At 70.8% G+C, this 24,011-nt stretch carries 22 protein-coding genes; 20 read left to right on the plus strand and 2 right to left on the minus strand.

All coding sequences use genetic code 11. The features are described from left to right. Window positions 1-6 precede the first annotated feature (6 nt). The 14 genes from J7E88_RS20420 to nusB all read left to right on the plus strand — a co-directional run bounded on the left by J7E88_RS20420 (window position 7) and on the right by nusB (window position 13,538). Window positions 7-402, plus strand: coding sequence for a hypothetical protein (locus J7E88_RS20420; RefSeq protein ID WP_251022918.1), 396 nt, complete (start codon window positions 7-9; stop codon window positions 400-402). Next, window positions 402-3,071, plus strand: coding sequence for an alanine--tRNA ligase (alaS, locus tag J7E88_RS20425; protein ID WP_215183110.1), 2,670 nt, complete (start codon window positions 402-404; stop codon window positions 3,069-3,071). Before J7E88_RS20420 ends, alaS begins: the two co-directional genes overlap by 1 nt. A gap of 8 nt (window positions 3,072-3,079) precedes the next feature. Further along, window positions 3,080-3,553, plus strand: a complete 474-nt coding sequence (ruvX, locus tag J7E88_RS20430) for a Holliday junction resolvase RuvX (RefSeq protein WP_215183312.1) — start codon at window positions 3,080-3,082, stop codon at window positions 3,551-3,553. 102 nt (window positions 3,554-3,655) lie between these two features. After that, on the plus strand, window positions 3,656-5,395 hold the full coding sequence (gene mltG, locus J7E88_RS20435; RefSeq protein WP_215183112.1) for an endolytic transglycosylase MltG: 1,740 nt from the start codon (window positions 3,656-3,658) through the stop codon (window positions 5,393-5,395). After that, window positions 5,385-6,221: a shikimate dehydrogenase gene (locus tag J7E88_RS20440; RefSeq protein ID WP_215183114.1), complete on the plus strand. Its 837-nt coding sequence runs from the start codon at window positions 5,385-5,387 to the stop codon at window positions 6,219-6,221. Before mltG ends, J7E88_RS20440 begins: the two co-directional genes overlap by 11 nt. Window positions 6,222-6,272: 51 nt before the next feature. Further along, complete coding sequence (locus tag J7E88_RS20445) at window positions 6,273-6,662, plus strand: hypothetical protein (RefSeq protein WP_215183116.1); 390 nt, start codon at window positions 6,273-6,275, stop codon at window positions 6,660-6,662. A 173-nt stretch (window positions 6,663-6,835) separates the two neighbouring features. Next, on the plus strand, window positions 6,836-8,020 hold the full coding sequence (gene aroC, locus J7E88_RS20450) for a chorismate synthase (RefSeq protein WP_215183118.1): 1,185 nt from the start codon (window positions 6,836-6,838) through the stop codon (window positions 8,018-8,020). Further along, window positions 8,017-8,574 carry a shikimate kinase gene (locus tag J7E88_RS20455; protein WP_308307555.1) on the plus strand — a complete coding sequence of 186 codons (558 nt, stop codon included), beginning with the start codon at window positions 8,017-8,019 and terminating at the stop codon, window positions 8,572-8,574. The genes aroC and J7E88_RS20455 overlap by 4 nt, the downstream gene beginning before the upstream one ends. Next, window positions 8,571-9,665, plus strand: coding sequence for a 3-dehydroquinate synthase (gene aroB, locus J7E88_RS20460; protein ID WP_215183120.1), 1,095 nt, complete (start codon window positions 8,571-8,573; stop codon window positions 9,663-9,665). Before J7E88_RS20455 ends, aroB begins: the two co-directional genes overlap by 4 nt. Beyond that, a complete protein-coding gene (gene aroQ / locus J7E88_RS20465; protein ID WP_215183122.1) occupies window positions 9,662-10,102 on the plus strand; it encodes a type II 3-dehydroquinate dehydratase in 441 nt (146 codons plus the stop codon). The genes aroB and aroQ overlap by 4 nt, the downstream gene beginning before the upstream one ends. Before the next feature lie 136 nt (window positions 10,103-10,238). Further along, window positions 10,239-11,105 carry a Pro-rich N-terminal domain-containing protein gene (locus tag J7E88_RS20470; RefSeq protein WP_215183124.1) on the plus strand — a complete coding sequence of 289 codons (867 nt, stop codon included), beginning with the start codon at window positions 10,239-10,241 and terminating at the stop codon, window positions 11,103-11,105. 269 nt (window positions 11,106-11,374) lie between these two features. Then, window positions 11,375-12,481, plus strand: coding sequence for an aminopeptidase P family protein (locus J7E88_RS20475; protein ID WP_215183126.1), 1,107 nt, complete (start codon window positions 11,375-11,377; stop codon window positions 12,479-12,481). Between the two features lie 59 nt (window positions 12,482-12,540). After that, on the plus strand, window positions 12,541-13,107 hold the full coding sequence (efp, locus tag J7E88_RS20480) for an elongation factor P (protein ID WP_177153303.1): 567 nt from the start codon (window positions 12,541-12,543) through the stop codon (window positions 13,105-13,107). A gap of 2 nt (window positions 13,108-13,109) precedes the next feature. Beyond that, complete coding sequence (nusB, locus tag J7E88_RS20485; RefSeq protein ID WP_215183127.1) at window positions 13,110-13,538, plus strand: transcription antitermination factor NusB; 429 nt, start codon at window positions 13,110-13,112, stop codon at window positions 13,536-13,538. A 361-nt stretch (window positions 13,539-13,899) separates the two neighbouring features. Here nusB and J7E88_RS20490 read toward each other — a convergent pair whose 3' ends face one another. Both J7E88_RS20490 and bldD read right to left on the minus strand, forming a co-directional pair. Then, complete coding sequence (locus J7E88_RS20490) at window positions 13,900-14,367, minus strand: NUDIX hydrolase (protein WP_215183129.1); 468 nt, start codon at window positions 14,365-14,367, stop codon at window positions 13,900-13,902. A 945-nt stretch (window positions 14,368-15,312) separates the two neighbouring features. Continuing rightward, entirely contained in the window at window positions 15,313-15,813 is a 501-nt protein-coding gene (gene bldD, locus J7E88_RS20495) for a transcriptional regulator BldD (RefSeq protein WP_093608484.1), read from the minus strand. 230 nt (window positions 15,814-16,043) lie between these two features. On the opposite strand from bldD, the gene pyrR reads away from it, so the two are divergent. The 6 genes from pyrR (at window position 16,044) to carB (ending at window position 23,997) form a co-directional block, all read left to right on the plus strand. Then, window positions 16,044-16,622: a bifunctional pyr operon transcriptional regulator/uracil phosphoribosyltransferase PyrR gene (gene pyrR / locus J7E88_RS20500; RefSeq protein ID WP_215183131.1), complete on the plus strand. Its 579-nt coding sequence runs from the start codon at window positions 16,044-16,046 to the stop codon at window positions 16,620-16,622. Window positions 16,623-16,715: 93 nt separating this feature from the next. After that, complete coding sequence (locus J7E88_RS20505; protein ID WP_215183133.1) at window positions 16,716-17,693, plus strand: aspartate carbamoyltransferase catalytic subunit; 978 nt, start codon at window positions 16,716-16,718, stop codon at window positions 17,691-17,693. 5 nt (window positions 17,694-17,698) lie between these two features. Next, window positions 17,699-18,985 (plus strand): dihydroorotase, encoded by a 1,287-nt coding sequence (locus tag J7E88_RS20510; protein WP_215183135.1) that lies wholly within the window; start codon window positions 17,699-17,701, stop codon window positions 18,983-18,985. Next, window positions 18,982-19,548: a hypothetical protein gene (locus tag J7E88_RS20515; RefSeq protein ID WP_215183137.1), complete on the plus strand. Its 567-nt coding sequence runs from the start codon at window positions 18,982-18,984 to the stop codon at window positions 19,546-19,548. The genes J7E88_RS20510 and J7E88_RS20515 overlap by 4 nt, the downstream gene beginning before the upstream one ends. Further along, the gene (carA, locus tag J7E88_RS20520) at window positions 19,545-20,696 is read left to right on the plus strand and encodes a glutamine-hydrolyzing carbamoyl-phosphate synthase small subunit (protein WP_215183139.1); all 1,152 of its coding nucleotides are present in this window, start codon (window positions 19,545-19,547) and stop codon (window positions 20,694-20,696) included. The genes J7E88_RS20515 and carA overlap by 4 nt, the downstream gene beginning before the upstream one ends. Then, window positions 20,689-23,997, plus strand: a complete 3,309-nt coding sequence (gene carB, locus J7E88_RS20525; protein ID WP_215183141.1) for a carbamoyl-phosphate synthase large subunit — start codon at window positions 20,689-20,691, stop codon at window positions 23,995-23,997. The genes carA and carB overlap by 8 nt, the downstream gene beginning before the upstream one ends. The last annotated feature ends 14 nt before the right edge of the window (window positions 23,998-24,011 follow it).

A 24,011-nucleotide genomic window follows, 5' to 3' on the forward strand; every position in this document is an offset into this window, starting at 1 on the left:
GGCGTCATGTTCCGCCGCACGTTCTGGTTCACGGCGGGCGCCGCAGCGGGCGTCTGGGCCACCACCAAGGTCAACCGCAAGCTCAAGCAGCTCACCCCCGAGAGCCTTGCCGCGCAGGCGGCGAACAAGGCGATCGACGCGGGCCACCGGCTGAAGGACATCGCCGTGGACATCCGCGCGCAGATGCTGCGGCGCGAGGCCGAGCTGGGCGAGGTCCTGGGACTGAACGCGGCCCCCGGCGGTGAACTCCCCGCCACCGGCCGCCGGCCCGCGATCGAGCCCGACCGGCCCGCGCAGATCACCTACCTGCACAGCAGGGCCCACGACTCGTACCGCAAGCACAAGGACACCACCGAAGGCTCGGACACCGAGACTTCGTACAACCGGAATGAGGACCACTGATGGAGTCGGCTGAAATCCGCCGCCGCTGGCTGAGCTTCTTCGAGGAGCGCGGGCACACCGTCGTCCCTTCGGCGTCGCTCATCGCGGACGACCCGACTCTGCTGCTGGTCCCCGCGGGCATGGTCCCCTTCAAGCCGTACTTCCTCGGTGAGGTCAAGCCGCCGGCCCCGCGCGTCACCAGCGTGCAGAAGTGCGTGCGCACGCCGGACATCGAAGAGGTCGGCAAGACGACCCGGCACGGCACGTTCTTCCAGATGTGCGGCAACTTCTCCTTCGGCGACTACTTCAAGGAAGGCGCCATCAAGCTCGCCTGGGAGCTGCTCACCAGCCCTCAGGACAAGGGCGGTTACGGCCTGGAGCCGGAGAAGCTCTGGATCACGGTCTACCTGGACGACGACGAGGCCGAGCAGATCTGGCGCGATGTCATCGGCGTGCCCGCCGAGCGCATCCAGCGTCTCGGCAAGAAGGACAACTTCTGGTCGATGGGCGTCCCCGGCCCCTGCGGACCGTGCTCCGAGATCAACTACGACCGCGGTCCGGAGTTCGGCGAGGAGGGCGGCCCGGCCGTCAACGACGAGCGCTACGTGGAGATCTGGAACCTGGTCTTCATGCAGTACGAGCGCGGCGCCGGAGAGGGCAAGGAGGACTTCCCGATCCTCGGTGACCTGCCGAGCAAGAACATCGACACCGGCCTCGGTCTTGAGCGTCTCGCCATGATCCTGCAGGACGTGCAGAACATGTACGAGACCGACACCCTGCGCGTCGTCATGGACAGGGCCACCGAACTGACCGGCGTCCGCTACGGCGCCGAGCACGGCTCCGACGTCTCGCTGCGTGTGGTCGCCGACCACATCCGCACCTCCACGATGCTCATCGGCGACGGTGTCACCCCGGGCAACGAGGGCCGCGGGTATGTGCTGCGCCGCATCATGCGTCGCGCCATCCGCAACATGCGACTGATGGGCGCCACCGGCCCGGTCGTCAAGGACCTCGTCGACGCCGTGATCGACACGATGGGGCAGCAGTACCCGGAGCTGATCACCGACCGCAAGCGCATCGAGACGGTCGCCATGGCCGAGGAGGCCGCCTTCCTCAAGGCCCTCAAGGGTGGCACCAACATCCTCGACACCGCCGTCACGGAGACCAAGGCCGCCGGCGGCACCGTGCTCCCCGGCGACAAGGCCTTCCTGCTCCACGACACCTGGGGCTTCCCGATCGACCTCACCCTCGAAATGGCCGCCGAGCAGGGCCTGAGCGTGGACGAGGACGGCTTCCGCCGTCTGATGAAGGAGCAGCGGGACCGGGCCAAGGCCGACGCCAAGGCCAAGAAGTCCGGCCATGCCGACCTCTCCGCCTACCGCCAGGTCGCCGACAACTCCGGCACCACCGAGTTCACCGGCTACAGCTCCACCGAGGGCGAGTCGACGGTGGTCGGCCTGCTCGTCGACGGCGTCTCCTCGCCGGCCGCCTCCGAGGGCGACGAGGTCGAGGTCGTCCTCGACCGCACCCCCTTCTACGCCGAGGGCGGCGGCCAGCTCGCCGACCAGGGCCGGATCAGGATCGACACGGGCGCCGTGATCGAAGTCCGCGACGTCCAGCAGCCCGTCCCGGGCGTCAGCGTCCACAAGGGTGTCGTCCAGGTCGGCGAGGTCACCGTCGGCGCCTCGGCCCACGCCGCCATCGACGTACGCCGCCGCCGCGCCATCGCCCGCGCCCACAGCGCCACCCACCTGACCCACCAGGCGCTGCGCGACGCCCTGGGCCCCACGGCCGCCCAGGCCGGCTCGGAGAACTCCCCGGGCCGCTTCCGCTTCGACTTCGGCTCGCCGAGCGCCGTCCCCGGCACGGTCCTCACCGACGTCGAGCAGAAGATCAATGAGGTCCTCGCCCGTGAACTCGACGTCCACGCCGAGGTCATGAGCATCGACGAGGCCAAGAAGCAGGGAGCCATCGCCGAGTTCGGCGAGAAGTACGGCGAGCGCGTGCGCGTCGTGACCATCGGCGACTTCTCCAAGGAGCTGTGCGGCGGCACGCACGTCCACAACACCGCCCAGCTGGGCCTGGTGAAGCTGCTCGGGGAGTCCTCCATCGGCTCCGGTGTGCGCCGTGTCGAGGCCCTCGTCGGTGTGGACGCGTACAACTTCCTCGCCAAGGAGCACACGGTCGTCGCCCAGCTCCAGGAGCTCGTGAAGGGCCGTTCCGAGGAGCTGCCGGAGAAGATCGCCGCCATGCTCGGCAAGCTGAAGGACGCCGAGAAGGAGATCGAGAAGTTCCGTGCGGAGAAGGTGCTCGGCGCCGCCGCCGGTCTCGCCGAGGGCGCCAAGGACATCCGCGGCGTCGCCCTGGTGACGGGCACGGTCCCGGACGGCACGTCCGCCGACGACCTGCGCAAGCTGGTCCTCGACGTCCGCGGCCGCATCCCCGGTGACCGCCCGGCCGTCGTCGCCGTGTTCACCACGGCCAACGGCCGTCCGCTCACGGTCATCGCCACCAACGAGGCCGCCCGTGAGCGCGGCCTCAAGGCCGGCGACCTGGTCCGTACCGCGGCCAAGACCCTCGGTGGCGGCGGAGGCGGCAAGCCGGACGTCGCCCAGGGCGGCGGCCAGAACCCTGCCGCCATCGGTGACGCCGTCGCCGCCGTCGAGCGCCTCGTCGCCGAGACGGCGTGACACCGGACGTGACGCAGATGCGCAGAGGACGTCGTCTCGCGATCGACGTCGGGGACGCCCGGATCGGGGTCGCCTCGTGCGACCCCGACGGGCTGCTGGCCACGCCGGTGGAGACCGTGCCGGGACGCGACATCCCGGCCGCCCACCGGCGGCTGCGCCAACTCGTCGAGGAGTACGAGCCGATCGAGGTCGTCGTCGGCCTGCCCCGCTCGCTCAGCGGCGGTGAGGGGCCGGCGGCCAAGAAGGTCCGCAGCTTCGCACAGACACTCGCCCAGGGCATCAAGCCGGTCCCGGTACGACTGGTCGACGAGAGGATGACCACAGTCACGGCCACCCAGGGGCTGCGCGCCTCGGGCGTGAAGTCCAAAAAGGGCAGGTCCGTCATTGATCAAGCTGCCGCTGTGGTGATCCTCCAGAACGCTCTGGAGTCCGAACGGGCGTCGGGTACTGCTCCAGGAGAGGGCGTCGAAGTGGTTGTCTGATCGCGATACGGTAACGTTCCGCGCGATGCGGCGGTGTTCGAACAGCTGCCGCACAGAAAAGAGGCGGATCGTTCCGCTCCGTCTCGCGGCCCTAGGGGATCGATGACTGAGTATGGCCGGGGCCCCGGCTCCGAACCGTGGCACCCCGAGGACCCCTTGTACGGGGACCAGGGATGGGGAGGCCAGGAGGCCGCGGCCGGCCACGCTCCGTACGGCGGTCAGCCGCAGCAGCAGTACCCGCAGGCGCAGCAGCAGTACGGCACACAGCAGAATCCGCAGGAGCAGCAGCAGTACGGCACGCAGCAGTACCCGCAGGAGCAGCAGTACGGCACGCAGCAGAATCCGCAGGCGCAGCAGTACGGTGCGCAACAGGACCCGTACCAGCAGCAGTACGCGACGCGGGACCCCTACCAGCAGCAGACACAGGACCCCTACCAGCAGCAGTACAACGGCGGCTGGGACACGGGTCAGCAGGCGGCCATGCCGTACGGCGCGGATCAGGCGGGGGGCTACGGCGGCCATCCCGCCGGCTACGGCAGCCCCCAGGAGTCCGACTACTACAGCACCCCCGAGGCGTACCCCCCGCCGCAGCCCCCCGGCCGCCGGCAGCCCGATCCCGAGCCGGTCACCGACTGGGACGCGGAGGCTGCGAAGGAGGAGACCCACCCGTTCTTCACGGGTGACGACGGCCGCGGTGACGACGGCCGCGACGACGAGTACGACGAGGAGCCGCGCGGCGGCGGTGGCCGCGACCGGCGTGGCAAAGGCAAGAAGAAGAGCCGCAACGGTCTGGCCTGCCTGGTGGTCGCGACGGTGCTTATCGGCGGCCTCGGCGGCGCCGGCTACTTCGGATACCAGTTCTGGCAGGGCCAGTTCGGCCCGGCGGCGGACTACGCGGGCGACGGCACCGGCTCGGTCCAGGTGGAGATTCCCAAGGGCGCCGGCGGCTACGAGATCGGCAACATCCTCAAGGAGGCCGGCGTCGTCAAGAGCGTGGACGCCTTCGTCTCCGCCCAGGAGCAGAACCCGAAGGGCAACACGATCCAGGACGGCGTGTACGTCCTGAAGAAGGAGATGTCGGCGGCGAGTGCCGTGGAGCTCATGCTGAGCCCCGCCAGCCGCAACAACCTGATCATTGCCGAGGGCAGGCGCAACGTTCAGGTCTACGCGGACATAGACAAGCGCCTCGAACTGAAGCCGGGCACGACGCAGGACATCGCCGAGAAGGAAGCCGGCAACCTGGGCCTCCCGGACTGGGCCAGGAACCACCCGGACGTCAAGGACCCGCTCGAAGGGTTCCTCTTCCCGGCCAGCTATCCAGTCGCCAAGGGGGCCAAGCCGGAGGCGGTCCTCAAGAAGATGGTCGCCCGTGCCAACCAGGAGTACGAGAAGGCCGGCCTGGAGGCGAAGGCCAAGGGCCTCGGTCTCAAGGACCCCTGGGAACTGCTCACGCTCGCCAGCCTGGTCCAGGTCGAGGGCAAGACGCACGACGACTTCCGCAAGATGTCCGAGGTCGTCTACAACCGCCTCAAGCCGACCAACACCGAGACGAACCAACTGCTCCAGTTCGACTCCGCGTTCAACTACCTCAAGGGTCAGAGCAAGATCGACATCTCTGAGGACGAGATCAACAGCAACCAGGACCCGTACAACACGTACACCCAGAAGGGCCTGACGCCCGGGCCGATCAGCAATCCGGGCAACGAGGCGATCGCGGCCGCGCTGAACCCGACGAAGGACGGCTGGATGTACTTCGTCGCCACGGACGGCATGAGCAAGACGGAGTTCGCCAAGACGCACGACGATTTCCTGAAGCTGAAGGACAAGTTCAATGACAGCTAGGACCGCGGCACGCCGGGCGGCCGTCCTCGGGTCGCCCATCGCGCACTCCCTGTCCCCGGTACTGCATCGTGCCGCCTACGCCGAACTCGGCCTCGACCACTGGTCGTACGACCGGTTCGAGGTCGACGAGGCGGCGCTGCCGGGCTTCGTCCAGGGACTGGACGCGACCTGGGCTGGCCTGTCGCTGACCATGCCGTTGAAGCGGGCGATCATTCCGCTGCTCGACACGATCAGCGACACCGCCGCCGCCGTGGAGGCCGTCAACACGGTCGTGATCACCGACGACGGCCGGCGCCTCGGTGACAACACGGACATCCCTGGAATGGTGGCCGCACTGCGGGAGCGCGGTGTGCGGAAGGTCGAGTCCGCCGCCGTCCTCGGCGCCGGTGCCACCGCGTCCTCGGCACTCGCCGCCCTGGCGCAGGTGTGCGCCGGGCCGGTCACGGCGTATGTGCGCAGCGCCGCCCGAGCCGATGAGATGCGCGGCTGGGGCGAGCGTCTCGGCGTCGACCTCCGCGTCGCGGACTGGTCCGCCGCCGCCGAGGCCATGCGCGCCCCGCTGGTCGTCGCCACGACCCCCGCAGGCACCACCGACGCCCTCGTGGCCGAGGTGCCGGAGCGGCCGGGCACCCTGTTCGACGTGCTGTACGAGCCGTGGCCCACGGCCCTGGCGGCCGCCTGGTCGGACAGGGGTGGCGCGGTGGTCGGCGGTCTCGACCTGCTGGTGCACCAGGCGGTGCTCCAGGTCGAGCAGATGACCGGCCGCTCGCCGGCCCCGCTGCGGGCGATGCGTATTGCCGGTGAACGCGCACTCGAAGCCCGCTAGTATCTCCGCGTTCGATCAGGAGCACGTCAACAGCACAGGGGGAGTCCGGCCATGGAAACCGGTCAGCCGCAGGCGTCGATAGCCAAGAACATCTTCGAGGGCATTGTCTCGTTCCTCCCCGACTGGCTGCAGATCCCGCTGCTGTGCCTGCTCGTCCTGCTGATCGTCCTCGGCTGGATCTCCTCCATCCGGAAGAAGATCGCCCAGCGGCGGGCCGCGAGGACGGGACAGCCCGTGGCCGCCCCGCAGTACAACCAGGGGAGCGGCGCCGACCACCTGGGTCCGTACGCACCGGCCCCGCAGACGCAGCAGCCCAGTGGCGCCGACTACCTCGGCCCGTACGCGGCCGCCCAGCAGGCCCCGCAGGCCGCGCCGCCGCAGCCCAGCGGCGCCGATTACCTCGGGTCCTACGCGCCGCAGCAGCGCCGCGACGGCGACTGACGGCCCGGCCCGGGCTGTCCACGGGCGTCCGTCTGCTGGACCGGCGACCGGGTGAAGGCCCGGGACGTGGGAGGATCGGGGGAGGCGGGCCAGGTCCGCGCTCCCCCGGCGGCCGCCGGGAGGTGCCCCAGGCCACGCCGCCGCAGTTCCAGGCGAGAGCATGAGGAGCACCGTTGAGCAGGTTGCGTTGGCTGACCGCGGGCGAGTCGCACGGACCCGCACTGGTGGCGACGCTGGAGGGTCTTCCCGCCGGTGTGCCGATCACCACCGAGATGGTGGCGGACCACCTTGCCAGGCGGCGCCTCGGCTATGGGCGCGGTGCCCGGATGAAGTTCGAGCGCGACGAGGTCACCTTCCTCGGCGGTGTACGGCACGGCCTCACCATGGGCTCCCCGGTGGCCGTCATGGTCGGCAACACCGAGTGGCCGAAGTGGGAGCAGGTCATGTCGGCCGACCCCGTCGACCCCGACGAGCTCGCCCAACTGGCGCGCAACGCGCCGCTGACCCGGCCCCGGCCCGGCCACGCCGACCTCGCGGGAATGCAGAAGTACGCGCTGGAGGAGGCCCGGCCGATCCTGGAGCGCGCCAGCGCCCGGGAGACCGCCGCCCGGGTCGCGCTCGGCGCGGTGGCCCGTTCGTACCTCAAGGAGACGACGGGCATCGAGATCGTCTCCCACGTCGTCGAGCTGGCGTCCGCCAGGGCTCCCTACGGCGTCGTCCCCGTCCCCGCCGACGAGGAGCGCCTGGACGCGGACCCGGTCCGCTGCCTGGACGCCGACGCGAGCAAGGCGATGGTCGCCGAGATCGACCAGGCCCACAAGGACGGCGACACCCTCGGCGGCGTCGTGGAGGTCCTCGCGTACGGCGTGCCCGTCGGTCTGGGCTCGCACGTCCACTGGGACCGCAGGCTCGACGCCCGGCTGGCCGCCGCGCTCATGGGCATCCAGGCCATCAAGGGCGTCGAGGTCGGCGACGGCTTCGACCTCGCCCGGGTGCCCGGATCCAAGGCGCACGACGAGATCCTGCCGACCGAGGACGGTATCCGCCGCGGCAGCGGCCGCTCCGGCGGTACGGAGGGCGGCATGTCCACCGGCGAGCTGCTGCGCGTCCGGGCCGCCATGAAGCCGATCGCGACCGTGCCGCGCGCCCTGCGGACCGTGGACGTCACCACCGGCGAGCCCGCGGCCGCCCACCACCAGCGCTCCGACGTGTGCGCCGTTCCCGCCGCCGGCATCGTCGCCGAGGCCATGGTCGCCCTGGTGCTCGCGGACGCCGTCGCCGAGAAGTTCGGCGGCGACAGCGTCTCCGAGACCCGCCGCAACGTGCAGTCGTACCTCGACAACCTCCACATCCGGTGAGCGCCCCGCTGATCGTCCTCATCGGGCCGATGGGCTCGGGCAAGTCCACGGTCGGTGAGCTGCTGGCCGGGCTCCTCGATGTCGACTTCCGGGACACCGACGCCGACATCGTGGCCGCGCAGGGCCGGGAGATCGCGGACATCTTCGTCGACGAGGGCGAGGCGTACTTCCGGGAGCTGGAGCGCGCTGCTGTCCGCGCCGCGGTCGCCGAGCACACCGGTGTCCTCGCCCTCGGCGGCGGCGCGATCCTGGACGAGGGCACCAGGGAGCTGCTGGCCGGACTGCCGGTCGCCTACCTGTCCATGGACGTGGAGGAGGCGGTGCGGCGCGTCGGGCTCAACACCGCCCGCCCGCTGCTCGCCGTCAATCCGCGGCGACAGTGGCGCGAACTCATGGACGCCCGGCGGCCCTTGTACACCGAGGTGGCGCGCGTCGTCGTCGCGACGGACGACCGCACACCTGACGAGGTCGCCCGCGCGGTCCTCGACGCGCTGGAGCTGAAGACGGTAATTCCCGGGGGTAAGACCCCGGACCCCCGGCAGGAGAAGAAGTGACTGACCAGGCAGTGACGCGTATCCAGGTGGGCGGCACGGCCGGCACCGACCCGTACGAGGTGCTGGTCGGACGGCAGCTCCTCGGCGAGCTGGGCGGGCTCATCGGACCGAGGGCCCAGCGCGTGGCCGTCATCCATCCCGAAGCGCTCGCCGAGACCGGTGAGGCGCTGCGCGCGGACCTCGCCGAGCAGGGCTACGAGGCCGTCGCCATCCAGGTGCCCAACGCCGAGGAGGCCAAGACCGCCGAGGTCGCCGCCTACTGCTGGAAGGCGCTCGGACAGACCGGCTTCACCCGCACCGACGTGATCGTCGGCGTCGGCGGCGGGTCCACGACCGACCTCGCCGGGTTCGTCGCGGCCAGCTGGCTGCGCGGAGTGCGCTGGATCGCCGTGCCCACGACCGTGCTCGCCATGGTGGACGCGGCCGTCGGCGGCAAGACCGGCATCAACACCGCCGAGGGCAAGAACCTCGTCGGCGCCTTCCACCCGCCGGCGGGTGTGATCTGCGACCTGGCCGCGCTCGACTCGCTGCCCGTCAACGACTACGTGAGCGGCATGGCCGAGATCATCAAGGCGGGTTTCATCGCCGACCCGGTGATCCTCGACCTCATCGAGGCCGACCCCGAGGGCGCGCGCACGCCCACGGGCCCGCACACCGCCGAACTCATCGAGCGCTCCATCCGGGTCAAGGCCGAGGTGGTCTCCAGCGACCTCAAGGAGTCCGGCCTGCGCGAGATCCTCAACTACGGGCACACCCTCGCCCATGCGATCGAGAAGAACGAGCGCTACAAGTGGCGGCACGGCGCGGCCGTCTCGGTCGGCATGGTCTTCGCCGCCGAACTGGGTCGTCTCGCCGGGCGGTTGGACGATGCCACCGCCGACCGGCACCGCGCCGTCCTGCAGTCCGTCGGGCTCCCGCTTACCTACCGCGGCGACCAGTGGCCCAAGCTGCTGGAGACGATGAAGGTCGACAAGAAGTCCCGCGGGAACCTGCTGCGCTTCATCGTCCTCGACGGCCTCGCCAAGCCGACCGTCCTTGAGGGCCCCGACCCGGCGGTGCTGCTCGCGGCGTACGGGGAGGTCTCCGCGTGAGCCGCCGGACACTGGTGCTCAACGGCCCCAACCTCGGCCGCCTCGGCTCCCGCGAGCCCGACGTGTACGGCGCGACGTCGTACGCCGGGCTCGTGGAGACCTGCCAGGCGCTCGGCAAGGAGCTCGGCCTCGACGTCGAGGTGCGGGAGACCAACGACGAGGGCGAGATGATCCGCTGGCTCCACGAGGCCGCCGACGGATCTATTCCGGTCGTTCTCAACCCCGGTGCGTTCACGCACTATTCGTACGCGATGCGCGACGCGGCCGCGCAGCGGACCGCTCCGTTGATCGAAGTGCACATCTCCAACCCGTACACGCGCGAGGCCTTCCGGCACACGTCCGTCGTCGCCTCGGTCGCCAGCGGGACCATTGCCGGTTTCGGCATCGGCTCCTACCGGCTCGCGCTGCGCGCGCTGGCCGACGAACTGGACGGCTGACGGCGGAGACCGGGCACTTCTCGCCGCCCCCGGCCGTTGTGACGACAGCGGCCGGGGGCGGTCGCACATCCGAACGGCTCCGGGAGGGTACCGTTCGGGAGATCAGCGTCAGTCGTACGAGACGGAGTGGCACCGGATGCAGCACGCAGTGGGGGCTCCGCTGCCGCCCCACCGCCCGGGGCAGGGACAACAACCGGCCGCATGGACACCCAGCGCCCACCGTCCGGGGCCGGTCCCCGGGCCTCCCGCCGGGCCGCCCGCTCCGCCGCCGCCTCCTCCGATGGCCGGACCGCCGATGCCCGCCCCCGCGCAGCCGGGGTGGAACGGGACCGTCCCGCAGCACCCGTCCGCGCCGCCGTCCCGTGAGACCACCGGGCACGTCCAACTGCCGCCCGGCCAGCCCGTTCCCCTGCCCGACCCGCCTCCCGCCGACAGCGGCACGGGGACGGCCATGCTCGCCGTGCTGCTGATCGGCCCGGCCGGCGCGGGCAAGACGACGGTGGCCCGCCACTGGGCCAGGCGCCGGCGGGTGCCCACCGCGCACATCAGCCTCGACGACGTCCGCGAATGGGTGTGCTCCGGCTTCGCCGACCCCCAGGACGGCTGGAACGACAACTCCGAGGCCCAGTACCGCCTCGCCCGACGCACCTGCGGTTTCGCCGCGCGCAACTTCCTGGCCAACGGCATCTCCTGCATCCTCGACGACGCGGTCTTCCCCGACCGCCCGGTCGTCGGCCTCGGCGGCTGGAAGCGCCACGTCGGCCCCGGGCTGCTGCCGGTGGTGCTCCTGCCGGGCCTGGAGATCGTCCTCGAACGCAACGCGGAACGCACGGGCAACCGCCGCCTCTCGGACGAGGAGGTCGCGGGCATCCACGGTCGGATGGCGGGCTGGTACGGCTCGGGCCTGCCGATCATCGACAACTCGAAGTACGACGTGGAGACGACCGCGCGCGTCCTGGACGACGTCCTGGCGCGCGCGATCGCCAGCCCCCCGAACTGGTGACGCGCTTCAGGCGTGGGCGCCCTGACCGGGGGCTGTGCCCGAGCCCCGCGCCTCGATCCCCCTGCGGCCCGGCGGCCGTGGGAGGTGGCCCCCGGCGGGGCTTGATGTGCCCGGCGGCTGCGCCTGAACGTGCTCGCGCTCGCGGGCTTGCCCGGGCCCGCGCGACCGGATCACCCACGGCCGCCTGGCCGCAGCACGGAGGCCTGGGGAGAGCCCCCGCTCGGCCGCGTCACCAGGCCGACCCGCCATCGGGCTCGTAGGCTCGGAGAATGTCCGAGGTGTTTGGCGCCCGACGCGGTCGGCTGCGCGACCGGTGCGCCGCCGCCGGCAGCGCAGCGGTCCTGATCTCCCGCCCCGCCAATGTCCGCTATCTCGCGGGCACCGCCCCGCCCGGCGCCGTGCTGCTGCTCGGCCCCGAGGAGGACGCCCTGCTGTGCCCCCGCACCCCCACAGGCGACCCCGCCGACGGGCGGCCCGACGAGGAGCTGCGGCTGACCGTACTGCCCACGTCCGCAGGCGACCCGGCCGTCGCCGCGGCCGAGCTGGCGCGCAGTGCCTCGGCCGAGGCTCTCTCCGTCGAGGAGCACCATCTGACCGTCGCGCGTCACCGGGCCCTGAAGTCCGCCGCACCGCACCTGCGCATCACCGACCTCGGTCTCGCCGTCGAGCAGCAGCGCATCGTCAAGGACGAGGATGAGATCGCCTGTCTGCGCATCGCCGGTGAGATCACCGACCAGGCCCTCGGCGAGCTCCTCGAGTCGATCCTCGTGGGACGCACGGAACGGCACCTCGCGCTGGAGCTGGAGCGCCGTCTCGTCGACCACGGTGCCGACGGCCCCGCCTTCCCCACCTCCGTGGCCACAGGACCGAACTCCGGACGACCCGGCCACCGCCCCAGCGACCGCCGCGTCGAGGAGGGCGACTTCCTGTCCGTCTGCCTGGGTGCCAACTACCGCGGATACCGCTGCGAGATCGGCCGCACGTTCGTGATCGGCACGTCTCCGGCGGACTGGCAGATCGAGCTGTACGAGCTCGTGTTCGCCGCTCAGCGCGCCGGCCGTGAGGCCCTGCTGCCGGGGGCCGCCTACCGCGAGGTGGACCATGCGGCCCGCCAGATCCTCGACGCGGCGGGCCACGGCGAGGCCCTTGCGCCCCGCACGGGGCACGGTGTCGGGCTCGAAATCGGTGAGGACCCGCAGCTCGCCCCTGCGGCCATGGGTAAACTGGACGCTTGCGTGCCGGTCACCGTCGAACCGGGGGTCCACCTCCCGGGCCGGGGCGGCGTCCGGATCGATGACACGCTCGTCGTACGCCAGGAGGCGGACGGCGGACCCGAGCTACTCACCATCACGACCAAGGAGCTGCTCGCGCTCTAACGCGCGCCTCCGCAGCCACTGGGTCGTCCACCAGCGTCAGTCCAGGAGATTCCGCAACCGTGGCTTCCACGAACGACCTCAAGAACGGCATGGTGCTCAAGCTCGACGGAGGCCAGCTCTGGTCCGTCGTCGAGTTCCAGCACGTCAAGCCCGGCAAGGGCCCGGCCTTCGTGCGCACCAAGCTCAAGAACGTGCTCTCCGGCAAGGTCGTCGACAAGACCTTCAACGCAGGCGTGAAGGTCGAGACGGCCACCGTCGACCGACGCGACATGCAGTTCTCGTACATGGACGGCGAGTACTTCGTCTTCATGGACATGCAGACCTACGACCAGCTGATGATCGACCGCAAGCAGGTCGGCGACGCCGCGAACTTCCTCATCGAGGGCTTCACCGCCAGCGTCGCGCAGCACGAGGGCGAGGTGCTCTACGTCGAGCTCCCGGCCGCCGTCGAGCTCACCATCCAGCACACCGAGCCGGGCGTGCAGGGCGACCGCTCCACCGGTGGCTCCAAGCCCGCCACCCTGGAGACCGGCTACGAGATCCAGGTCCCGCTGTTCATCACCACTGGTGAGAAGATCAAGGTCGACACCCGCTCGGGCGACTACCTCGGCCGGGTGAACAGCTAACCGTGGCTGCCCGTAACAAGGCCCGCAAGCGTGCCTTCCAGATCCTCTTCGAGGCCGACCAGCGCGGGGCGTCCGTGCAGACGGTCCTCGCGGACTGGGTCCGGCACGCCCGCTCTGACGACCGTCAGCCGCCGGTCGCCGAGTACACCATGGACCTCGTCGAGGGCTACGCGGAGCACGCGGCCCGTATCGACGAGCTCATCTCCACGTATGCGGTCGGCTGGACGCTGGACCGGATGCCGGTCGTCGACCGCAACATCCTGCGGCTCGGTGCGTTCGAGCTGGTGTGGATGGACGAGACGCCCGACGCGGTGGTGATCGACGAGGCGGTGCAGCTCGCCAAGGAGTTCTCCACCGACGAGTCTCCGTCGTTCGTGAACGGCCTGCTGGGCCGCTTCAAGGACCTCAAGCCGACCCTCCGCCGCGACTGAAGCGCGCGGCGGCGCGCCGGCTTCACCGGGCCCGGGGCAGAAGAAGACCGTCTTCTGCCCCGGGCCCGGTGCTTTTCGGCCACTCGGTGAAGCGACTGCTCCGTGCCGCGCACCGAAAGAATCCGGCCATTGATCGGCTCTGTGAGGATTCGGTGCACACGCGGGCGGCGCCCGCCCGGTGGCTGTGGCCATGCGCGCTGGGCTCTGCCGAGCCCGCGCCGCTTGCGGCGCAAGCCGCCACGCTGCGCGCGGTGCCTGCGCGGCACATGCGGGGCTGCGCCCCCCGGTGGCTGCGCGGCGACGCGCGCTGGGAGGGCACGTCGCAGACCTGCCCTCCGGCCCACCCTCGAACAGTGGTGCCTCAGTGCTGGATCAGGCCGTCGACCGGGACGGGAGCGACGTGGCCGGTCGCCGGAACGGTCTGTGCCAGGGCGAGACCGATGTCGACCAGCGATGACCGGCGCAGGCAAGCGACACCGGGGATCGGAGTCCAGACGGACTCGGCGACTTCACCGTTCGGCTCCGGCCGCAGCCGGCCGCCGGTGATACGGACCCGGTAGAAGATGCCGACATTCTGGTGCTCGACTCCTGCACGTGCGGCGGCCGCGGGGATCACCCTTGAGTCCACGCCCAGCAGGCGTTCAACCACCGCTTCGCAGCCGGTCTCCTCGGCGACCTCCCGGATCACCGCATCGAACGGATCCTCCCCGTGCTCGACTCGACCGCCCGGAAGAGTCAAGTTGCTCTCGCCCTTCGGGGGTATGTGACGGGCGAGCAGCACACGCCCGTCCTCGATGCACACGGCGTACGCCGCCAGCCGGAAACTCATCCCCCCGCACCTCCCACCGGACCCTATCCAACTCCAAGATCCGCTCATCGCCATGAGCGCAGAGTGGAGCCAGACCAACTTCTTGGGCCGTGGAGCCACTTCTGTTCCGTGCGGTGGAGCCCGAAGAAGTGCTTACCAGCACGGTGTCTGTGTGGCAGAGCGGGCCGGGCCCTGCCCGGTGCTGCGGGCCAGGCGGGCTGCGCGGCGACGCGCGCTGGGGTTCTGCCGAGCCCGTGCCACTCGCGGCGCAGGCCGCCGCGCTGCGCCCTTCCCGGCGCTGGCGCGGCATGCTGCTGGCCTGCGTCCGCCGGCCGATCAGTCTGCACGGGTGACGGGGCTTCCCCGGGAAGTCGACAGATCGCCCGTGCCCTCAGTGGGCCCGGTCGTGCGGCCCCACGAGTGCCAGGCCCGGCTCCCCCGCTCCGGTCCCGTCTGCCGAGCTGTGCGCCGTCCGGCCATGTCACCGGGCTTCCCCATGCCCACGCCATGCTCCTGGCTGCGCAATGACCTCTGCGCAGGCGGTCACCGCTGCTTCGACCTTGGCGAGGCTGCCTGCCCCGGGGCCGCGAGCCCGCTGTGCGGGATTCCCGTGCGCAGGGCTGCGGTACGCCGCGCGAGAGCTGCCGCGCACAGCGCCCGTGCGGGCCTCCGGGTCGGGTTGACCTGCCGCGCCCATATGAGGCCCGCCAGCCTGGGAGGTGCCCACTCACGGGGCCCGGGTCGGGCCATCAGTCCATGGAGCTGACGCGGCCCGTCGGGCCCCTGTGGCCCGCCCGCGCAGGGCCAGGGCTCCTAACCCGGCGGCCGCGCCTCCGGGGCCTCAGAAGCCCCCAGGCCGCCCAGGCGTACGCCCCTGGCCTCGTCCGCTGGGCGTCGCATGGCGAAGGGCGGGCCGGTCTCAGCCGGGCCCGCCCTTCGGTGTGACGTTTTTTCAAAAAGGAGAGGTCAGGCCTCTTCGTGTGCGACCGCACGCCGCGCGTCCGCGTCCAGGACGCCCCAGCTGATCAGCTGCTCCGTCAGGACCGAGGGCGACTGGTCGTAGATCACGGCCAGCGTGCGCAGGTCGTCCTGGCGGATCGAGAGCACCTTGCCGTTGTAGTCGCCGCGCTGGGACTGGATCGTCGCCGCGTAGCGCTGCAGCGGGCCCGCCTTCTCCTGCGGGACGTGGGCCAGGCGCTCCAGGTCGAGGACGAGCTTCGGCGGCGGCTCGGCGGCCCCGCCCGGCGTCGTGCCCGGAAGCAGCTCCTGCACCGGGACGCCGTAGAAGTCCGCGAGCTCGGCGAGGCGCTGTACGGTCACGGCGCGGTCGCCGCGCTCGTACGAGCCGACCACGACGGCCTTCCAGCGGCCCTGGGACTTCTCTTCCACGCCGTGGAGGGACAGCCCCTGCTGGGTGCGGATGGCGCGGAGCTTGGCCCCGAGCTGTTTTGCGTATTCGCTGGACATATAGCTCCCCGGACGCTGTGACAACGTGCGGCTCCGCCGCGCGACTGGTAACTCACTGTGAGGTTACGCAGCGTGACTTGGCTGAGTCAAGCCGAACGGTCCGGACCGGTTTCAGTCACGGGCCGGCGTACCCGGACCAGTACACCCATCAAGCACTGGTAACGTGGACGGCGCAATTCCGACGTCCTTTAAGGTCCGTCCCGTGAGGCGGAGAAGGAGGTCCGTTTCATATGGACACGCAGAAGAACTCCGATGCGGCCCGCCCCGTCCTCGAGGCGCCCGACATCGCGCGGGTACTGACCCGCATCGCCCACGAGATCGTCGAACGCGCCAAGGGTGCCGACGACGTGGTGCTCCTCGGCATCCCGACCCGCGGTGTGTTCCTCGCCCGCCGGCTCGCCGACAAGCTCGAAGGCATCACCGGCCGGAAGGTCCCGGTCGGCTCCCTCGACATCACCATGTACCGGGACGACCTGCGGCTCAAGCCCGCGCGTGCGCTCGAGCGCACCGAGATCCCCGGCGACGGCGTCGACGGTCGTCTCGTCGTCCTCGTCGACGACGTGCTCTTCTCCGGCCGCACGATCCGCGCGGCCCTCGATGCCCTCGGCGACCTCGGCCGTCCCCGGGCCGTGCAACTCGCGGTCCTGGTCGACCGCGGCCACCGTGAGCTGCCCATCCGCGCCGACTACGTCGGCAAGAACCTCCCCACGTCGCTGCGCGAGACGGTCAAGGTCCAGCTCGCCGAGGAGGACGGTCGCGACACCGTGCTGCTCGGGCTGAGGGAGACCGCCCCGGCCGGTGAGCGCTAGCACCGCTTCCGTACGCCCTTCTTCCCGTACGGCGTGCGTTGCTGCGCGCCCGCATGTCTCACGAACCTCCACAGACCTGGAGAAATCACCCAGATGATGCGTCACCTCATCTCGGCCGCCGATCTCACCCGCGACGACGCCGTTCTGATCCTCGACACCGCCGAGGAAATGGCCCGCGTGGCCGACCGGCCGATCAAGAAGCTCCCCGCCCTGCGCGGCCGCACGGTCTGCAACCTCTTCTTCGAGGACTCGACCCGTACCCGGATCTCCTTCGAGGCCGCCGAGAAGCGCCTGTCCGCCGACGTCATCAACTTCGCCGCCAAGGGCTCGAGCGTCTCCAAGGGCGAGTCCCTGAAGGACACCGCACAGACCCTGGAGGCGATGGGCGTCGACGCCGTCGTCATACGGCACAGTGCCTCCGGCGCCCCCTACCGCCTCGCCACCTCCGGCTGGATCGACGCCCCCGTCATCAACGCCGGTGACGGCACCCACCAGCACCCCACCCAGGCCCTGCTGGACGCCTTCACCATGCGCCGCCGCCTCGTCGGCAGAGACGCGGGCCTCGGCCAGGACCTGGCCGGCAAGCGGATCACGATCGTCGGGGACGTCCTGCACAGCCGGGTCGCCCGCTCCAATGTCGACCTGCTGCACACCCTCGGCGCCCAGGTGACCCTCGTCGCGCCGCCCACCCTCGTGCCGGTCGGCGTCGAGACCTGGCCCTGCGAGGTCTCGTACGACCTGGACAGCACCCTGACCAAGTCCGACGCCGTGATGATGCTCCGCGTGCAGCGCGAGCGCATGAACGCCGCCTTCTTCCCGACCGAGCGCGAGTACTCCCGCCGCTACGGCCTGGACGGCCACCGCATGGCCAAGATGCCCGAGCACGCCATCGTGATGCACCCCGGGCCGATGGTCCGTGGCATGGAGATCACCGCCGAGGTGGCCGACTCCGACCGCTGCACGGTCGTCGAGCAGGTCGCCAACGGCGTCTCCATCCGCATGGCCGTGCTCTACCTGCTGCTCGGCGGCAACGAATCCGACGCCCCCCAGTCCCGTACCGAGGAGAAGTAAGAACCATGAGCAAGATCCTGATCCGCGGTGCGAAGGTACTCGGCGGCGAGGCGCAGGACGTCCTGATCGACGGCGAGACGATCGAGGCCGTGGGCACCGGGCTGTCCGACGAGGGCGCCCAGGTGATCGAGGCACAGGGGCAGATCCTCCTGCCCGGGCTCGTCGACCTGCACACCCACCTGCGCGAGCCGGGCCGCGAGGACTCCGAGACCGTCCTGACCGGCACGCGTGCCGCCGCGAGCGGCGGCTACACCGCCGTCTTCGCCATGGCCAACACCTTCCCGGTCGCCGACACCGCCGGCGTCGTCGAGCAGGTCTACCGGCTCGGCAAGGAGTCCGGCTACTGCGACGTGCAGCCCATCGGCGCCGTCACGGTCGGCCTGGAGGGCAAGAAGCTCGCCGAGCTCGGCGCGATGCACGAGTCCGCCGCCGGCGTCACCGTCTTCTCCGACGACGGCAAGTGCGTCGACGACGCCGTGATCATGCGCCGCGCACTGGAGTACGTGAAGGCCTTCGGCGGCGTCGTCGCCCAGCACGCCCAGGAGCCGAGGCTCACCGAGGGCGCCCAGATGAACGAGGGCATCGTCTCCGCCGAGCTGGGCCTCGGCGGCTGGCCCGCCGTCGCCGAGGAGTCGATCATCGCCCGCGATGTCCTCCTCGCCGAGCACGTCGGCTCCCGCGTGCACATCTGCCACCTCTCCACCGCCGGTTCCGTCGAGATCGTCCGCTGGGCCAAGTCCCGCGGCATCGACGTCACCGCCGAGGTCACCCCCCACCACCTGCTCCTGACCGACGAACTGGTCCGCTCCTACAACCCGGTCTACAAGGTCAACCCGCCGCTGCGCACCGAGCGCGATGTGACGGCCCTGCGCGAGGCGCTGGCCGACGGCACGATCGACATCGTCGCCACCGACCACGCCCCGCACCCGCACGAGGACAAGGACTGCGAGTGGGCCGCGGCCGCCATGGGCATGGTCGGCCTGGAGACCGCCCTGTCCGTCGTCCAGCAGACGATGGTCGAGACCGGCCTGCTCGACTGGGCCGGCGTCGCCGACCGCATGGCGTACGCGCCCGCGCGGATCGGCCGGGCCCTGGGCCACGGGCGGCCCGTCTCGGCTGGTGAGCCCGCGAACCTCACCCTCGTCGATCCGGCATACCGTGGTGAGGTGGACCCCGCGGGCTTCGCCTCCCGCAGCCGCAACACCCCCTACGAGGGCCGCGAGCTGCCGGGACGCGTCACCCATACCTTCCTGCGGGGCCGGGCGACGCTCGTGGACGGGAAGCTGGCGTGACACCTGCACTCATCAACCTGGCGGCGGAGCAGAAGTCCGCGGAGGTGACCGACTGGGCGGCCCGCCTCGGCTGGGTCGCCGGACTGCTGCTGTTCATCGCCTTCGTCTACTGGCTGATGCGCCAGGGCTGGACATGGCGCGGCAGCCTCCAGTCGGACCTGCCCGAGCTGCCCACGGCGCCTGCGGAACCGGGCACGGCGAAACTGACGATGACCGGCCGCTACCACGGCTCCACCACCGCCGGGCAGTGGCTCGACCGGATCGTCGCCCACGGGCTCGGGACCCGCAGCCGGGTCGAGCTCACGCTCACCGACGCGGGACTGGCCGTCGTACGGCCCGGCGCACCGGACTTCTTCGTACCGAAGGACGCACTGCGCGAAGCCCGGCTCGACAAGGGCATCGCGGGCAAGGTCCTCGCCGAGGGCGGTCTGCTGATCGTCACCTGGGCGCACGGCGACCGGCTGATCGACTCCGGCTTCCGCTCCGACCGCGCGGCCGAGCAGAGCGAATGGGTCGAGACCCTCACCAACATGATCAACACGACGGAAGGCACCGCACGATGACGATCTCCACCCGGGGAGCCGCCAAAGCTCCCGCCGTACTCGTCCTGGAGGACGGCCGCACCTTCCGCGGCCGTGCCTACGGGGCCGTGGGGGAGACCTTCGGCGAGGCGGTGTTCAACACCGGCATGACCGGCTACCAGGAGACCCTGACCGACCCCTCGTACCACCGCCAGGTGGTCGTCATGACCGCGCCGCACGTCGGCAACACCGGCGTCAACGACGAGGACGACGAGTCGAAGCGGATCTGGGTCGCCGGGTACGTCGTCCGCGACCCCGCCCGCATTCCCTCCAACTGGCGCTCCCGCCGCTCCCTCGACGAGCAGCTGACCGCCCAGGGCGTCGTCGGCATCAGCGGCATCGACACCCGCGCGCTGACCCGCCACCTGCGCGAGCGCGGCGCCATGCGCGTCGGCATCTTCTCCGGCGACGCGCTGGCCGACGACACCAGCCTGCTCGCCCGGGTGCAGCAGGCCCCCGAGATGAAGGGCGCCGACCTCTCCGCCGAGGTCGCCACCACCGAGCCGTACGTCGTCCCGGCCATCGGCGAGAAGAAGTTCACCGTCGCCGCCCTGGACCTCGGCATCAAGGGCATGACCCCGCACCGCATGGCCGAGCGCGGCATCGAGGTGCACGTCCTGCCCGCGACCGCCACCGCCGACGACGTCTACGCGGTGAACCCCGACGGCGTCTTCCTCTCCAACGGCCCCGGCGACCCCGCCACCGCCGACCTGACCGTCATCAAGGCGGTCCTGGAGCGCAGGACCCCGCTGTTCGGCATCTGCTTCGGCAACCAGCTGCTCGGCCGCGCGCTCGGCTTCGGCACGTACAAGCTGAAGTACGGCCACCGCGGCATCAACCAGCCCGTGCAGGACCGGACGACCGGCAAGGTCGAGGTCACCGCGCACAACCACGGATTCGCCGTCGAGGCGCCCCTCGACAAGGTCTCCGACACCCCCTATGGCCGCGCCGAGGTCTCCCACGTCTGCCTGAACGACAACGTGGTGGAGGGCCTGAGGCTGCTCGACCAGCCGGCCTTCAGCGTCCAGTACCACCCCGAGGCGGCCGCGGGCCCGCACGACGCGGCGTACCTCTTCGACCGCTTCACGTCTTTGATGAACACAGCCCTGATGGAGGCCGAGCGTGCCTAAGCGCACCGATATCCAGTCCGTCCTGGTCATCGGCTCCGGCCCGATCGTCATCGGCCAGGCCGCCGAGTTCGACTACTCCGGTACCCAGGCCTGCCGCGTCCTCAAGTCCGAGGGTCTGCGCGTCATCCTGGTCAACTCCAACCCGGCGACGATCATGACCGACCCGGAGATCGCCGACGCGACCTACGTCGAGCCGATCACCCCCGAGTTCGTCGAGAAGATCATCGCCAAGGAGCGCCCCGACGCGCTGCTGCCCACCCTCGGCGGCCAGACCGCGCTCAACACCGCCATCTCCATGCACGAGCAGGGTGTGCTGGAGAAGTACGGCGTCGAGCTGATCGGCGCCAACGTCGAGGCCATCAACAAGGGTGAGGACCGCGACCTGTTCAAGGAGGTCGTCGAGGCCGTCCGGGAGAAGATCGGCCACGGCGAGTCCGCCCGCTCGGTCATCTGCCACTCCATGGACGACGTCATCAAGGGCGTCGAGACCCTCGGCGGTTACCCCGTCGTCGTCCGGCCCTCCTTCACCATGGGCGGCGCCGGCTCCGGCTTCGCGCACGACGAGGAGGAGCTGCGCCGCATCGCCGGTCAGGGCCTCACCCTCTCCCCGACCACCGAGGTGCTCCTGGAGGAGTCCATCCTCGGCTGGAAGGAGTACGAGCTGGAGCTGATGCGCGACAAGAACGACAACGTCGTGGTCGTCTGCTCCATCGAGAACTTCGACCCGATGGGCGTCCACACCGGCGACTCCATCACCGTCGCCCCCGCGATGACCCTCACCGACCGCGAGTACCAGCGCCTGCGCGACATCGGCATCGCGATCATCCGCGAGGTCGGTGTCGACACCGGCGGCTGCAACATCCAGTTCGCGGTCGACCCCGAAGACGGCCGGATCATCGTCATCGAGATGAACCCGCGCGTCTCCCGGTCCTCCGCGCTCGCGTCCAAGGCCACCGGTTTCCCGATCGCCAAGATCGCCGCGAAGCTCGCCGTCGGCTACACGCTGGACGAGATCCCGAACGACATCACGGAGAAGACCCCGGCCTCCTTCGAGCCGACCCTCGACTACGTCGTCGTCAAGGCCCCGCGGTTCGCGTTCGAGAAGTTCCCGCAGGCGGACTCCACCCTCACCACCACCATGAAGTCGGTCGGCGAGGCCATGGCCATCGGCCGCAACTTCACCGAGGCGCTCCAAAAGGCCCTGCGCTCCCTGGAGAAGAAGGGCAGCCAGTTCTCCTTCACCGGTGAGCCCGGGAACAAGGACGAGCTGCTGCGCGAGGCCGTGCGTCCCACGGACGGCCGCATCAACACCGTCATGCAGGCCATCCGCGCGGGCGCCACGCCCGAGGAGGTCTTCGAGGCCACCAGGATCGACCCCTGGTTCGTCGACCAGCTGTTCCTGATCAAGGAGTACGCGGACGAGCTCGCCGCCGCCGAGAAGCTCCACCCCGAGCTGCTCGCCGAGGCCAAGCGCCACGGCTTCTCCGACGCCCAGATCGCCGAGATCCGGGACCTGCGCGAGGACGTCGTGCGCGAGGTCCGCCACGCGCTCGGCATCCGCCCGGTCTACAAGACGGTCGACACCTGCGCCGCCGAGTTCGCCGCGAGGACCCCGTACTTCTACTCGTCCTACGACGAGGAGTCCGAGGTCGCGCAGCGCACCCGGCCCGCCGTGATCATCCTCGGCTCCGGCCCCAACCGCATCGGCCAGGGCATCGAGTTCGACTACTCCTGCGTCCACGCCTCCTTCGCGCTGCACGACGCCGGGTACGAGACCGTGATGGTCAACTGCAACCCGGAGACCGTCTCCACCGACTACGACACCTCCGACCGCCTGTACTTCGAGCCGCTCACGCTCGAGGACGTGCTGGAGATCGTCCACGCCGAGTCGCTCGCCGGCCCCATCGCCGGCGTCGTCGTCCAGCTCGGCGGCCAGACCCCGCTCGGCCTCGCACAGGCGCTCAAGGACAACGGCGTCCCGGTCGTCGGCACCTCGCCGGAGGCCATCCACGCCGCCGAGGACCGCGGCGCCTTCGGCCAGGTCCTCGCCGAGGCCGGGCTGCCCGCGCCCAAGCACGGCACCGCCACCACCTTCGCCGGCGCCAAGGCCATCGCCGACGAGATCGGCTATCCGGTCCTGGTCCGCCCGTCCTACGTGCTCGGCGGCCGCGGAATGGAGATCGTCTACGACGAGGCCCGGCTGGAGGCGTACATCGCCGAGTCCACCGAGATCTCCCCGACCCGCCCGGTCCTCGTCGACCGCTTCCTCGACGACGCGATCGAGATCGACGTCGACGCGCTCTACGACGGCCACGAGCTCTACCTCGGCGGCGTCATGGAGCACATCGAGGAGGCCGGCATCCACTCCGGCGACTCGGCCTGCGCCCTGCCCCCGATCACGCTCGGCGGCTTCGACATCAAGCGCCTGCGGGCCTCCACCGAGGCCATCGCCAAGGGTGTCGGCGTCCGAGGACTGATCAACATCCAGTTCGCGATGGCCGGGGACATCCTCTACGTGCTGGAGGCCAACCCGCGCGCCTCCCGGACCGTGCCCTTCACCTCGAAGGCGACCGCGGTCCCGCTCGCGAAGGCCGCCGCGCGCATCTCGCTCGGCGCGACCATCGCCGAGCTGCGCGAGGAGGGCCTGCTGCCGAAGAACGGCGACGGCGGCACCCTGCCGCTGGACGCGCCGATCTCCGTCAAGGAGGCCGTCATGCCCTGGTCGCGCTTCCGCGACGTGCACGGCCGCGGTGTGGACACCATCCTCGGCCCGGAGATGCGCTCCACCGGCGAGGTCATGGGCATCGACTCGGTCTTCGGCACGGCGTACGCCAAGTCGCAGGCCGCCGCCTACGGCCCGCTGCCCACCAAGGGACGCGCCTTCGTCTCCGTCGCCAACCGCGACAAGCGCTCGATGATCTTCCCCGCCCGCGAGCTCGTCGCGCACGGCTTCGAGCTGCTCGCCACGTCCGGCACGGCCGAGGTGCTCAAGCGCAACGGCATCAACGCCACCATCGTGCGCAAGCAGTCCGAGGGCCCCGGGCCGAACGGTGAGCGCACCATCGTCCAGCTCATCCACGACGGCGAGGTGGACCTCATCATCAACACCCCGTACGGCACCGGCGGCCGCCTCGACGGCTACGACATCCGTACGGCGGCGGTGGCCCGCTCCGTACCGTGCCTCACGACGGTCCAGGCGCTCGCCGCCGCCGTCCAGGGCATCGACGCCCTCAACCACGGGGGCGTGGGCGTCCGATCGCTCCAGGAACACGCGGAACACCTGACCGCGGCCCGCGACTAGTCACCCGAGGGGGA

The organism is Streptomyces sp. ISL-10, assembly GCF_018614575.1.
In the GTDB taxonomy this organism is placed as follows: domain Bacteria; phylum Actinomycetota; class Actinomycetes; order Streptomycetales; family Streptomycetaceae; genus Streptomyces.